Origin of the sequence: Trichlorobacter lovleyi (genome assembly GCF_015239775.1) — a bacterium.
Lineage (GTDB): Bacteria > Desulfobacterota > Desulfuromonadia > Geobacterales > Pseudopelobacteraceae > Trichlorobacter > Trichlorobacter lovleyi_B.
Genome location: NZ_CP058409.1, coordinates 1,708,280 through 1,721,192 on the forward strand (window position 1 = coordinate 1,708,280; position 12,913 = coordinate 1,721,192).

At 53.1% G+C, this 12,913-nt stretch carries 10 protein-coding genes; 2 read left to right on the top strand and 8 right to left on the bottom strand.

The annotated features are described in order from the left end of the window. The first annotated feature begins 26 nt into the window (after positions 1 to 26). Both FY034_RS07870 and FY034_RS07875 read left to right on the top strand, forming a co-directional pair. The gene (locus tag FY034_RS07870) at positions 27 to 1,130 is read left to right on the top strand and encodes a mechanosensitive ion channel family protein (RefSeq protein WP_265554979.1); all 1,104 of its coding nucleotides are present in this window, start codon (positions 27 to 29) and stop codon (positions 1,128 to 1,130) included. Continuing rightward, positions 1,130 to 1,744, top strand: a complete 615-nt coding sequence (locus tag FY034_RS07875) for a MarC family protein (protein WP_265554981.1) — start codon at positions 1,130 to 1,132, stop codon at positions 1,742 to 1,744. Before FY034_RS07870 ends, FY034_RS07875 begins: the two co-directional genes overlap by 1 nt. Before the next feature lie 18 nt (positions 1,745 to 1,762). Here the strand turns inward: FY034_RS07875 and FY034_RS07880 are convergent, their stop codons facing one another. From FY034_RS07880 to FY034_RS07915, 8 genes are all read right to left on the bottom strand, one after another. Beyond that, positions 1,763 to 3,418 (bottom strand): mechanosensitive ion channel family protein, encoded by a 1,656-nt coding sequence (locus tag FY034_RS07880; protein ID WP_265554982.1) that lies wholly within the window; start codon positions 3,416 to 3,418, stop codon positions 1,763 to 1,765. A 25-nt stretch (positions 3,419 to 3,443) separates the two neighbouring features. After that, on the bottom strand, positions 3,444 to 4,049 hold the full coding sequence (locus FY034_RS07885) for a hypothetical protein (RefSeq protein ID WP_265554983.1): 606 nt from the start codon (positions 4,047 to 4,049) through the stop codon (positions 3,444 to 3,446). Positions 4,050 to 4,282: 233 nt separating this feature from the next. After that, positions 4,283 to 5,497: a cation:proton antiporter gene (locus FY034_RS07890; protein ID WP_265554984.1), complete on the bottom strand. Its 1,215-nt coding sequence runs from the start codon at positions 5,495 to 5,497 to the stop codon at positions 4,283 to 4,285. Positions 5,498 to 5,773: 276 nt separating this feature from the next. Next, entirely contained in the window at positions 5,774 to 6,598 is an 825-nt protein-coding gene (locus tag FY034_RS07895; RefSeq protein ID WP_265554986.1) for a GGDEF domain-containing protein, read from the bottom strand. 92 nt (positions 6,599 to 6,690) lie between these two features. After that, positions 6,691 to 7,446: a trehalose-phosphatase gene (otsB, locus tag FY034_RS07900; protein WP_265554988.1), complete on the bottom strand. Its 756-nt coding sequence runs from the start codon at positions 7,444 to 7,446 to the stop codon at positions 6,691 to 6,693. After that, positions 7,443 to 9,698 carry an alpha,alpha-trehalose-phosphate synthase (UDP-forming) gene (locus tag FY034_RS07905; protein WP_265554989.1) on the bottom strand — a complete coding sequence of 752 codons (2,256 nt, stop codon included), beginning with the start codon at positions 9,696 to 9,698 and terminating at the stop codon, positions 7,443 to 7,445. The genes otsB and FY034_RS07905 overlap by 4 nt, the downstream gene beginning before the upstream one ends. Then, positions 9,695 to 11,296, bottom strand: coding sequence for a TIGR00341 family protein (locus FY034_RS07910; protein WP_265554991.1), 1,602 nt, complete (start codon positions 11,294 to 11,296; stop codon positions 9,695 to 9,697). Before FY034_RS07910 ends, FY034_RS07905 begins: the two co-directional genes overlap by 4 nt. A 368-nt stretch (positions 11,297 to 11,664) precedes the next feature. Next, complete coding sequence (locus tag FY034_RS07915) at positions 11,665 to 12,756, bottom strand: tetratricopeptide repeat protein (protein ID WP_265554992.1); 1,092 nt, start codon at positions 12,754 to 12,756, stop codon at positions 11,665 to 11,667. Positions 12,757 to 12,913: the final 157 nt, after the last annotated feature.

Consider the following 12,913-nt stretch of genomic DNA (forward strand, 5'->3'; position numbering starts at 1 on the left):
CCAGACTCACGACAGAGAGGCAGTACATGGAACTGATGCAACAAAGTGCATTTTTTAGTGAATGGCCACCTGCTGTTGTTGCCATGATCATCCTGACCATTGCCGTTCTGACCGGTCTGATCATATATGTCATTATTTTCAAGGTGCTTTTTCGTTTTGCCGGCCGGCCTGATACCTCACTGCATCAGAGCTTGGTGCAGCGGTGGCGGCATCCTGCCAAGCTTTTATTACCGCTTTTAGTTGTCTTTGCCGCGTTGCCTTCCTTGCAAGTCTCTACGGCGGCTGCAGAACTGTTGCGGCAGTCGGTTGGTCTGGGACTGATCGCTGCCGTTACCTGGGAACTTGCAGCGACAATACGTGGTTTGCAGGAGCTGGTGCTGCAACGTTACGATGTTACGACCACTGACAACCTCAAAGCGCGGGCAGTCTCCACTCAGGTCAGCGTTCTGGCCAAAATACTCATGGTGCTGCTCTTTGTCATTGCCGGGGCCGCAATGCTGATGACTTTTGACAAGGTGCGCCAGGTAGGGATGAGCCTGTTGGCATCGGCCGGGATTGCAGGTCTGATCATGGGGTTTGCGGCCCAGCGAAGTCTGGCGACCCTCTTTGCCGGTATCCAGATTGCCTTTACGCAACCGATCAGGATTGATGATGTGGTTGTTGTCGAAGGAGAGTGGGGGCGCATTGAGGAGATTACCCTGACCTACGTTGTTGTCTGTATCTGGGATTTGCGGCGTCTGGTATTGCCGATTACCTATTTTTTGGAAAAACCCTTTCAGAACTGGACCCGGGTTTCGGCAGACCTATTGAGTACAGTAACCCTACACTGTGATTACCGGGTGCCGGTGGAGGCGGTCCGTGCCGAACTAGCCAGGGTTCTGGCTGCAACGGAGCTTTGGGATGGCAAGGAATCCGGGCTGATTGTTGTTGATGCAACCGATTCCGCAGTAGTCCTGCGGGCCATGGTAAGCACCAGAAATTCCAGCGATGCCTGGGCCCTGCGCTGCCATGTGCGGGAAAGACTGGTTGGCTTTATGCAACGTGAGTATCCTGATTGCCTGCCACGGCTTCGGGCTGAGGTTGAACTGCATACAACGCCCTCAACCGCATTGGCAGCAAAAGGAGTTTGATGATGGAATTTATCAGGGCTGCAACCCTGTTGTTTATGCTGTTGAACCCGTTCTTGCTGGTGGTTTACCTGATCGATGTCTTTGATAAATTGCCCCGCTCAACCTTCAGAAGAGTTGTTGTCAGGGCCGGTTTGATCAGTATCTGCGTCTTTTCTCTGGCCGCGGTGCTGGGGGATGTCCTGTTCCGTGATCTGTTGCAGGCGGAGTTTGCTTCATTTCAGCTCTTTGGCGGGGTGGTTTTTCTGGTGATCGGGCTGCGATTCGTGTTTGAAGGGAATTCAGCCATCAAGGGCTTGAGAGGTGAATCCAAACATATTGCCGGTTCTATCGCCATGCCACTTATGATCGGCCCCGGTACCATCAGCGCCAGTATTCTGGCTGGAAAACGTCTCAATCAGATCTGGGCTGTCCTGGCCATTGCTACTGCTGTCCTGGCCAGCGTCGGCGTGATGATCTTGCTGAAATACCTGCACGACTATGTCCGGACCCGTAATGCAGAGCTGGTGCAACGCTACATGGATATTGCCGGCCGGGTCACCGCCCTGGTGGTCGGCACCTTTGCCGTTGAGATGATCATGCGGGGGCTGACCACCTGGATGGCCTCAGTCCGTTAGAGTGCTGCAGCCTGCTGGTCAACGTCCTGCCGGTTCTGTCCTGAACCCGGGAGCCCGGTAATCATCAGGCAGATAATCAGCCGGTATGGTGGTCTGGTTGCCATCCCGCAGGGTGGCATAATGGGGGGACATGATTTCAATCCCCCCCTCATTGAACTTGTCCTGGATATGTTGATGCAAGAGTGAGTAAGTGCAAGCCATGATCGAAGGGCGGTCAGTATAGGCGTTGATCTGATAACTGACATAGAAGTCATCCAGGCTGGTCTGCAGCACAAAAGGGGCTGGTAGTGTCAGGATGTTCTCGGTGGCTGTGGCTGCGTCGATCAGCAGTTGGTGCACCTGTCGCCAGGGGGCGTCGTAGCCGATGGTGACGGTGGTGTGCAGGATCAGGCCGTACTGCTGTGACGATGAGCTATAGTTGGTGATATGGCTGCCCAGCACCATGGCGTTGGGAATGGTGATGTCCTCATGTTTAATGGTGCGGATGCGGGTCACCAGCAGGGTCTTTTCCACCACATCTCCCATGGTTTCGGCAATCTTGACCCGATCCCCCAGTGAAAAGGCCCGCATGTAGGTCAGGATCACACCGGCCACGATATTTCCAATGGCCGAGGTTGAGCCCAGCGAGAACAGCACACCCAGAAAAACGGAAACCCCCTTGAAGGCTGGCGAGTCTGAGCCCGGCAGGTAGGGGAACAGCACCACTGCTGCAAAGGCGATGATCAGAAAACGGGCAATCTTGAAGCTGGGGTTGGCCCAGTCACGGTAGAAACCGGGAATGACAATGGTGCCTTTTTCCACCTCGGCAAAGACGAAAGCGGTAAATTTGATCACATAGTGGGTGCAGATGACGATAACCGCAATGAAGAAGATATTTGGCAGGTACATGACCACAGCGCTACCGACCTTGACGACCGGAGCCTCAATATAGGCATACAGCTTTGCTGCCAGCCCTTGGGTCCAGGGGAAAAAACTGAATACCAGCGGCAGATAGAGATAAAGCAGTCCCACCACCCAGACAATACGGAGCCAGCGCACCAGGGAAATAAGAACGGCAACTATCCGGTCGGCACTCAGGAACTCGATGTTTTGGAAGCGGATCGAGCGGATGCGGGTTTCCTTCCAGCCGCTCAGCTTTTCAACCAGCTTTGGAACCAGCCGGTTGGTCACCCCCACTAGAAACGCCAGGACCAGTGTGGCCAGCAGTGAATATCCCACCCCGAACAGGATGCTGTTCATACTGTATATCGACTGTCTCTCCACCAAAGCCTGCTTGATCCTGCCCAAATGTTCCTGTGCCAGCTGGCTGCGTTTTTTCCCCTCTACAGCGGCATCTCCATCGTTGATACTCATCAGGACCAGATCACCGGCCAGAATCTCACTGGATGTTTCAGCCTCTGAAACAGCGAGTAGTTCTGGCCTGAACTGAGGATCCTTAACCAGCTTCTGCAGCCGGTCTGAAATGGTGCGAGCCCGGTCTGCCGGTGAGAACGAAGCTACCTTGATCCTGATGGTCAGGACCGGTTTGCCATCCAGCAGGACTTGGGCTTCCGGCAAGGCAGGTGCTGCTGGTGCAGCGGCAACGGCAGCCTTGGTCTCTTTTGCTTTGGCGGCATGGGCAGGTGCAAGGGGGATGAGCAGACAGAAACAAACCGACAGTATGATTCTCAGCATTGGCTCACCCCCCTGCCCATAGCGGCTATCGCTCAAGCAACTGGACCACGTCGGGAAGCGCTTTGGTCATAACCGACTGCAGTGCTTCCTGTAAAACAACGCGGGCCAAAAGCTCCCTGTCCTTAATGTCGGTTTTTGATGAGAGTGATTGATATTCCAGTTTTCTGATCAATTTTCCGTTTTTGTAAACGTCCAAAGCGATCAGGACGCGGCAGGTTGCCTTTAAATCAGCAAAGTCTGACAGCTGGTTCAGCGAAATATCCACTTTGCTGATATCAATCAGTTTCGTGTGGGCTTCAGGGCGCTTTGCTGTGGGTAGAACGGTATAGCCGGTTCGTTTCAATTCCTGGGAAAGGGCGCTCTGTGCAAGTTCTGCCGGTGAGCGCGGGCTGAACAGTTCATCAATCTTTTTGTTTTCATCGTCAGTTACCGTGCCAAGTACCCATTTGACCTGGGCCGATGGTGTCAACTGGTTCTCCGGAATAACAACGTACAGGTCACCACTGCCTTGTTGAGATACTGCGGCAGGATCATAGAGCATATTGACAGACCGTGCATAACGTGCACAGCCGCCGACAAGCATGATTAAGATGAGAAGTGCCAATGATTTAATAAGATGGATGTGTTTCATACAAACTCCTTTTCAGGGCGTTTCACGCGAGACATTCTGAAGAAGTTCCACGTTTTTTTTGATACGTCCGGTCAATAAGATGCCATGGCTCATCATCTGCATATTGATTGAGAATACCACAAAAAATTGAGGACTTCCTCAAAACGATATTTTTGTCGATATAGGTGGGGATCGTTCCTCAATGAAATTGAATAACTGTTGGGGGGGGGGCTGGCTCTATGACAAGACAAAAGTCAAAGTGGTTGTTCCGGGGCGTCAGCTTTGTCTAAGTTCAGAAAAAACATGCCGGCAGTCATGATCATATTTGAAACGATTATAACGCCGAATGTTATTGCAACAAAGTTTTCAGTTCCTGCTATACCTGCTGCAGTCGGAAGCGTTGCCAGCACAGCTGAAGCCAGACCGCGTGGCATCATCAGCATGATCAGAAAACGATCCTGGGCCTTGTCTGGATAAACCCGGATGGCAAGTTCGGTACTGACAAAACGGAAAAGCAGCATGATCAGGAGTATACTCCCGCATACCATAAGAAAATCAGTGTTTAGTTCCTTGAATGAGAACATCATGCCCAGATAGACGAAAAAAAATGTTCTGATGAAAAAAGTGATTTCGTCGTGCAGAAATCTGATGCTCCAGTTAACTGACAAGGGCTCTTTAATTTTAAGAAAGCGGGTAAACGAATCAGCATTGCCCAACACAAGGCCGATCATCAGCACGGCTATTGCACCGCTACCACCAACTACCCGTACACTGCCGAAGGTTATCATGATTGCGGCAAGCGTCAGCATGTAGGCCAGTTTTTTCCCGCGCATCAGATCCAGCACCTTCAGCCAGACCAGGCCGGTGAGCCAGCCAATAACAATTGCCGTAGAAAAGGAGGCAACAACAGCCTTGAAAGGTGCCGTCGGATCCTTTTGTCCGATCTGGATCGCACCAATCAGCGATATCGTCAATACAACCGCCAGGACATCGCTGAGTGCGGATTCAACGGATAGTGTGGTCTTTATTTCTTCAGAGATATTAAGACGGCTGATGATCGGGATAACAATTGCTGCACTGGTACAGCCGATGATTGATCCCAGCAGCAGGCCCTGCCGAACCTCCCAGCCAAGGATGAAGTGCAGATACGATGCAATTGCACCGGTCGTCAGGCAGAACGAAAGCAGTACCAGCAGGGCGGCAGAGCCAAATTCTTCCAGCAGCCGGTTTAAATCAAGATCCATGCCGCCTTCGAACAGAATAACCAGGAGTGCCAGTGACCCAACATATTCAGCCATGTGATGGAGGTTTTCTGGTTTGACGAAACCTCCGACCGGTCCAAGCAGGATGCCGATACCAAGTAATACCAGCACGTCAGGTATCTTGGTCTTTTCAAAGAAAACATTCCCGAAAAAACCAGCCATGATAACTACACCGGCTAATATGAATGCATAGGACACTTCAGTCATGCTTGGTTTAGGCTTCCTTCGAGGGTGGGTGATCTGCTGTTTTATTCCAGCTGCACTTTCTGTTTGTAGTTGTGCTGCCAGCGATAGTGTTAAAAGCGGTGAACGTCATGATGACACGGGTACAGGCAATGTTTCGATAATGATATCTCATAAATGGCAGGTTGCCAATGGCTGCACTAATAATCTGTAAATCTGACGCACAAACAGTTGCGCCATGAAAACGGTGAGTTGGGGATTGGCTGCCTTGTCCTGTAAGGTAGCGCGGATTTGCCATGCCTAAAGCATCGCAAATTCGGCCCGGTTTTTCCCTTTCTGTTTTGCCACGTACATCAGTTGGTCAGACCGCCCCAGTATTTCATCGTATCTGACATTGCCGGACCTGCTTGTTATGACACCCACACTGGCCGTTACTTGCCAGCCGGATTGACTGGTCATTATCTCCAGCGCCTGCAGAAGCTTTCCGATAGCTTGCCTGGCCTGTTCCTCATCTATTTCCGGGTAACAGATAGCAAACTCGTCACCGCCGATTCTGCCGGCACTATCTGTCTTGCGGATGGCCGTAAGAAGGGTCTGACTGACATGCTGCAGCAGGGTATCTCCCCGGGCATGTCCCTGGGTGTCATTTACCAGCTTGAAGTTGTCAAGATCTATAAAAGCCAGTGTCAAAGGGTGTTGATAACGTTGTGCCCGCCTGATCTCTTCCTCAACCCTGTCACGGAATGCCCCTTTGTTCAACAGTCCTGTCAGACGATCCGTGGTTGCGCGGAGTTGTTCCCGTTGCAAAGCGCGCTTCAGTTGGGCCTGTAATGCAATTGCATAGGCAATCAGGGCAAAGACCCCTAAGCGATTTACCGCATTCCATGAAAGCAGCGGGACACTGGCACCAGATTTAAGATGCACGTAGTTGCCTAATAACCAGCACACGCCGGCTGTTCCGGCAACCACCAAGCCCTCAAGCCTCCCGCAATATCTGGCTGCTATCAGGACTGGGGCTGCGTACAACAGCAACATGGAGACATCGGAGCCGGTTCTGAAGTCAAAATATCCGGTCAATAATGCCCAGGCAACACAGCAAATAACAATCAAATGCTTCTGTAGCATATCAAGCCTCCTGCTGAACATCCGTCTGCCTGAGTTTACTGCCACCAAAGACAGGCGGTCCGGATGATATCGATATGCTTCGAGTGTAGCAACTAGTTATGGAGAAACGAATGCATTTCTTGTACGAGCTTCAGGACACCAGCCTGCTCTGACAGATACCAGTCCGCCTGGCTTGTGTCATTTTTGCCGACCCGGATAGAAAAGATGTTTCTGCTGCCCAGGGCAAAGACATCTTCGTCCGTTACATCATCACCCACAAAGATTGCCTGGTCCCGGCCGGTCTGTGTCATTAACTCCAGTAACGCATCCCCTTTGTTTGGAGCATCCTGGGGAACAAGGTTCAGCACGCATTTTCCGTCCACCACACGTGGTGGTGGGGTAAGCGTCGTGATTATGTCATGCAAGCGTGTTGCTACCTGTTCCTGATCAGGTGCGTGGCGATAATGAACCGACAGGCTTGCGCCTTTATCCTCCAGCAGAATCCCGACATCAGAGGTCTCCAGTCGTTGCAGCAGCTGCATCTTCCAGCTTTGCACAAGTTCTTTGAACCGTGCCTCTGCAGCCTTCCAGACTGGCAACCCTTCTGCTCCATGGTTACCAATCAGGTGGCTGGGCGCAAATTCAAAAAAGCGCATTGCATCACGTCTGCTCCGGCCGGTTATGACGGCAACCGGCAGATACTGCATAATCATCCGCAACTCCTGCTGCAGTTCTCCTGAAACCTCAATCATATGCGGGTCAGGATTGATTGGGGCCAACGTGCCGTCCAGATCAAAGGCTATCAGCGTTTGGGGGGTTATGAAGCCCTGCAGCGCCCCAAGCCCTGCTTTAGTGAAAATATCGTTCATGTCATCTTTCCGATCCGTGCTGCCAACCGCTCCCGTTGTCTGACCCGTGCGGCATCCAGCAACATCCGCCCGGCCCAGCGGTAGACGTTAAAGTCCTGCACCTGGGCTCGCATACTGCGCATCCGCTCCTGCTGTTCGTAGGCCGGCATGGTAAGCCCCTGGTAGAGTGCCTCGGCGGTTTGCTCCACATGGTAGGGGTTGACGATCAGGGCCTCATGCAGTTCATTGGCAGCACCGGTAAACTGGCTTAAGATCAAGACTCCCTGCTCATCATCACGGGCAGCCACATATTCTTTGGCAACCAGATTCATGCCGTCATGCAGGCTGGTCACCATGCAGACATTGCTGGCCCGGTAGTAGCGGTTAACCAGGTCCGGTTCATGGTGCTCAGCCTTCAGGATAATGGCAGGAACTCCATCACGGCTGAAGCGCTGGTTGATCCGTTCGGTCAGGGCATGCACGCGGGTCTCAAAACTCTGATATTCTTCCAGGGCTGAGCGGCTTGGGGCCGCGATCTGTACGAAGCTGAAGCGTCCAACCAGTTCAGGGTGCAGCTCCAGCATCCGTTCTACTGCCATGAAGCGTTCCGGAATACCCTTGGTGTAATCCAGCCGGTCCACTCCGAGTCCCAGAAGATGGTCAGTTGGGAGGTCAAGTTCTGCCAGAATCTCAACCCGGGTCTGTGCCACCGGCGGCAGGGTGCCCTGCCAAGCAGGTGGCCACTGGATCGAGATCGGGTAGTCTTCCACCATGGTCAGCTGGCCACCATGGAAAATGGTGGATGATTCATGCTCGATCCTGGTTTCCAGGTAACGATCCGTGGTTTCCAGGAAGTTTTTGCAGTGGAACGGGGTATGGAACCCTAAAATGGTGCTCCCCAGCATCCCCTGCAGCAGTTCTTCCCGCCAGGGGCAGATGCCGAATGATTCCGGGTTGGGCCAGGGAATGTGCCAGAAGGTGATGATGGTGGCCTTGGGGAGCCGTTTCCTGATCATGGCCGGCAACAGGGCAAAGTGGTAGTCCTGCACCAGCACCACCGGATCTTCACTGTTCGCCTCATGCACCACGGCATCAGCAAAGCGCCGGTTAATCTTCTGATACGACTCCCAGTCGCTGCTGCGGAAGATCGGCCGCACATGGGCATTGTGACAGAGTGGCCATAGCCCTTCGTTGGCAAAGCCGTAGTAGTAGCCCTGTTCCTCTTCCTGTGTCAGCCAGATCCGGCGCAGATTGTATTCCGGCTTGGCTGGCGGTACTCCCACCCGGTCATGGCCATCAACGGTTTCGCGGTCGGCTGAACCGCTGCCGTGGGCGATCCAGGTGCCGGAACAGGCCCGCATCACCGGCTCCACCGCCGTGACCAGGCCGCTTGCCGGACGGTGTACAATCACCCCCTGATCCGTCTTGACATGGATATACGGTTCCCGGTTGGAAACCACCAACACCTGATCACCGGTCAACTGCTTGTTCAGCAAGGCCCGCAGGGCAGCCGGGTTCCAGGTGGTGGTCATATCGTCGGCATGGCGGCGTTCTGTCTCCAGGTTGCGCAGCAGGGTACGCATCTCCCCCACCAGTGGCTGCAGTTCAGCACTGGCCGGCTGGCTGAAGGGGCGCAGAATCCCTTCCCCCCGCATCATGGCCCGTACCCCCTCCAGCCATCCTTGCCAGCTTAAGTGCGCCACCAGCACGGTGATCAGCGAGATCACCACCCCCAGCACCACGAACAGGATGATCACATACTTGCGGGTATCGGCACTGCGGCGCTCCACATAGCTCATGTCGTGGATCAGCAGCAGGGAACCGAGTGATGTGCCTTCGTAGGTCAGCGGCGTGGTGACAACATGAACCGGTCCCTGGGGGAGGCGGATCAGGTGCAACGGATCCTTTGCATCAGCTTCATGTGAGGTGCAGGTGATGGCCTTGGGAAAGAATGAAGAACGGTAGAGCAGTTTGTTTTTTGTATCGCAGACCCCCACCGCCAACAGACGTTCATCCTGGGTTGCCCGCTGGAGTAGCGCGTTAATCCTGGAGCGTTCACCTTTTTGTACCAGATCAGCCAACGGTTCCTGCAAGGTGCTGCTGATCAGCCGGGAGCGCATGTCCAGGTCGCGGGAAAACCAGCGCAAATTCAGATCATCAAAGAGTGGCACCACAGCATAGGCTAAAAGTGCCAAGGCGCAGGCCAGCGGTAAGACAAAACGAAGCGAGAGGTGCAATGATCGGAAGGAAAATCCGGATCGGCTCTGCTTCATTGCCGTTTCTCGCGCCGCACAATCTTTAGCGTAATGTCGGCAGTTGCAGCAGTTTTGGCTGAAGAACGGCCTTGCAAAATTAATGGCTCAGGAAGCCCTAACTCTTGCGTGAGATAATTTTTTAGCACAGCAACCTCCCTGTTGTTTTTTCTGGATGAGGATTCAATCAGAAAACGGAAACCGGCAGGTCCCCCCGGCAACTGGTTGATTATGGCAAGTGCCTTGATGCTCGCCGGTGAAAGGCTCTTGTCTTTGTTGAACTGGAGTGGCGGTAAAAGGGCTGTCTCGGCTATTGCGAGTTTCACCGGCAATGTAAGGGCCCGTTCAAGCTGCCGGGAAAGCAATAGACGTTCGTCATCACTGACCGGGTAATCCCGCTGCAGGGTTGCAGTTACTACAAGCGGTTTTCCTGGTTCTGAAAAGGTCAGCCGGGTGTCTGCAACAGGGAAGGGGGCAAAGGCCTGGTTCAGCTCTGCCCTTGCCGTTGAAACCAGGCGTTCCACCTTGGCGCTGATCTCGGCAGAGGTCTCAGGAGGCGGAGTCAAAGAAACGTTTTGAAGCAAGCTTGCTGCTTGTTCAGGCACCTTTTCAGAGGCAACAAGAACCTGTTCCAGCTGCAGGTCAACAGGAGATTGAAAGTCCTGTTTCAATTCTGTTTCCAGTTTGTCGACCGCCTGTCTGGCAATAAGCGTGGTGGTATTTACCGATGCCCTGACCACAAGTTTTCCCTGCTGGATGACATAGCTATAGCTGGTCATCCGTGATCTCTTTTCAATGTTCAGCTGATTTTTCAAGACCCGCTCAATCCGTTTTCTGGTGTTTACCTTCTTGATATCCACCACCAGGGTATAGATCAACGGGATCGAGATCAGTGACAAAAGCCCGGTGATGATCATCAGGCGGGTACGCCGTGAATGCTGGTGCGTATCCACCTGACTGCTCCGGAACCCCATGATGAAGAAAACCAGGTTTGAGGTCAGCACAATCGCCACGAAGTTGGTGAAAAACAGCAGGAATCCGCCCATACCCAGCAGCATCTGCCCTGTGCCCAGGCCATAGCCGGTGACGCTTAAGGGGGGGATAACCGCCGTGGCCACTGCCACACCGGTAGCTGTGATCAGGTAGTTGCGCTTGGTGCAGAGGGCAACGGCACCGACAATCCCGGAAAACATTGCCACAAACAGATCATAGATATTGGGCCGCACCCTGGACAGAATCTCTGCCGTCGGTTCCTTGAGCGGTGATAGCAGGGTGATGATGGCGGTAAGCAGAATGGTAAGGAACACACTGATAGCAATGGTGCGGAAGGCGCGGCGGGCCAGCATCAGATCGCCAATAGTAACAGCCAGGCCCGATGAGATGATTGGACCCATCAGGGGAGAGATCAGCATGGCGCCGATTACCACTGCTACGCTGTTGGTAAGCAGGCCCAGCAAGGCGATCAGGCCGGCCATCAATAACATCAGGTAGTAGATCCAGGAATGATCCCCGCCTGAAGCCATCTCTTTGATGATTTCCTGATGATTGACTATCTCGGTCTTGAACGCAAGATAGGCCTTAAGTTTCCTCAGATAATAGCGAATATAGGTAGTTGTCATTCAGGTGTACCGATCCCGGCAGGTGACCGGGGTAAATAACCACGTTGTGCGTTACTGAATGCACCGGTTGCACTGTTTACAATCAATCCCGGCTCACGTCTGTGATGCATCAGCAGCTCCTTTCAACGACATAAATTTAACAGCAGCTTTGTTCCATTATACATTGATTCAAGGCTGCAACGAGCTCAGTGGTCAAAATATGATGCGGTAAGGTGGCGGTGGGCAACATTGCTGTCAGCATAACCCATTGTTGTGGCCCGGCTCCGGTAGAACCAATCAACAACGTTTGTGGCTCTGGTTGTAGGGACGGGGGTACCTGTGTTCAGGGGTGGCTCGTCCTGTCCGTGCCATGTGCGTATGTGACGGCCTTACTTCTTGCGCTTTTTAGTAGATGCTGTGCGACGGTTTTTCTTTGGTGGTGCCGCCTTGTCCGTGTCCATGATAACCGGTATCAGCCGCTCAAGTTTTGGATCAATTGACTTTGCCTTGTTGAAATACTCCCTGGCAGCGTCCCGGTTCCCTTTTTTGTAGTAAATCCGGCCAAGGGCGTAGTGAGCCCTGGCATGGTCGGGATTGATCCGGATGGCTGTTTCGTACTCATCAACGGCATCAGCCGTATCCTTACGGTAATCGTAGATCAGCCCCAGGCGGTAGTGGCTTTCCGGATCCAGCGGGTCATGCTGCACCCAGGCCCTGAGCAGTTCCTCCAAATCGTTGTAACGTTTTTCCCTGACATACAGTTTGATCAGGTTTGTCCGGGACTGCTCATCATCAGGAATCTGCCTGATAACCTCTTTGAATTGTATGGTTGCCGCGTCGTACTGCTTCTGAGCCATCAGCAGCTCTGCCAGGCCGCGGCGGGCCTCAACATTATCTGGGGCCATTCGTATGGTTGTCTGATACTCGGAGATAGCCTGATTATGCTCCTTGAGTTGTGTTAATAACTCTGCCAATTTGAAATGTGGCAAGGGGTTGTTGGGACGCAGGGTTGTCAGTTCTTGATACTGTGCCAATGCTTCTCTGTAGCGTCCTTTCAACACCAGTATTTCAGCCAGACGCCTACGTGCATCGACCTGCTGTCCATCAAGCTCAATAACCTTTCGGTATTCTGTTGATGCGGTATCCAGGCGCCCCTGGCGCTCGTACAAAACACCCAGGGAGTAGTGCAGGTTCGCCCTCCCCGGAATCTTTTCCAGTAATTGGCGGAAAAGACTGATCGCTTCCTGATCATTTCCTTCCAACATCAGGGTGTCTGCAAGTTTTTCCTGAACCTGCGGCCAGTCTGGTTTTTGGTCCAGGGCCGCCTGGTAGGCGCTGTGCGCCTTGCTATACTCCTTTAGGAGGTAATGGCTGTCGCCTTTATCCGCATTGATTTGCGCTGAATCCGAGCAGTAGGCTCCGGGCGGGAATACCCCGTACAGACAAATCAGTATGGCCAGCATTGTAATCAATATTTTCATGGTTACTCTTATCCTTTAGCAGGGTGGTGCAAAACTACTGTGGCGGCCGTCTACGGCGTTGCGAGGTACTCGCTCGCTGGCCTGACGAGTTGTCAGGTCTTGGTCGCTGTGCGACTTATGCCTTGTAGCCGGTCTTCCTCTTCACGTTTTTCAAAGC

What these genes read in the sequence shown, in the direction of transcription:
- FY034_RS07915 (WP_265554992.1), bottom strand. Translation starts at nt 12,756, where the DNA reads ATGAAAATATTGATTACAATGCTGGCCATACTGATTTGTCTGTACGGG.
- FY034_RS07905 (WP_265554989.1), bottom strand. Translation starts at nt 9,698, where the DNA reads ATGAAGCAGAGCCGATCCGGATTTTCCTTCCGATCATTGCACCTCTCG.
- FY034_RS07875 (WP_265554981.1), top strand. Translation starts at nt 1,130, where the DNA reads ATGATGGAATTTATCAGGGCTGCAACCCTGTTGTTTATGCTGTTGAAC.
- FY034_RS07895 (WP_265554986.1), bottom strand. Translation starts at nt 6,598, where the DNA reads ATGCTACAGAAGCATTTGATTGTTATTTGCTGTGTTGCCTGGGCATTA.
- FY034_RS07880 (WP_265554982.1), bottom strand. Translation starts at nt 3,418, where the DNA reads ATGCTGAGAATCATACTGTCGGTTTGTTTCTGTCTGCTCATCCCCCTT.
- otsB (WP_265554988.1), bottom strand. Translation starts at nt 7,446, where the DNA reads ATGAACGATATTTTCACTAAAGCAGGGCTTGGGGCGCTGCAGGGCTTC.
- FY034_RS07870 (WP_265554979.1), top strand. Translation starts at nt 27, where the DNA reads ATGGAACTGATGCAACAAAGTGCATTTTTTAGTGAATGGCCACCTGCT.
- FY034_RS07910 (WP_265554991.1), bottom strand. Translation starts at nt 11,296, where the DNA reads ATGACAACTACCTATATTCGCTATTATCTGAGGAAACTTAAGGCCTAT.
- FY034_RS07885 (WP_265554983.1), bottom strand. Translation starts at nt 4,049, where the DNA reads ATGAAACACATCCATCTTATTAAATCATTGGCACTTCTCATCTTAATC.
- FY034_RS07890 (WP_265554984.1), bottom strand. Translation starts at nt 5,497, where the DNA reads ATGACTGAAGTGTCCTATGCATTCATATTAGCCGGTGTAGTTATCATG.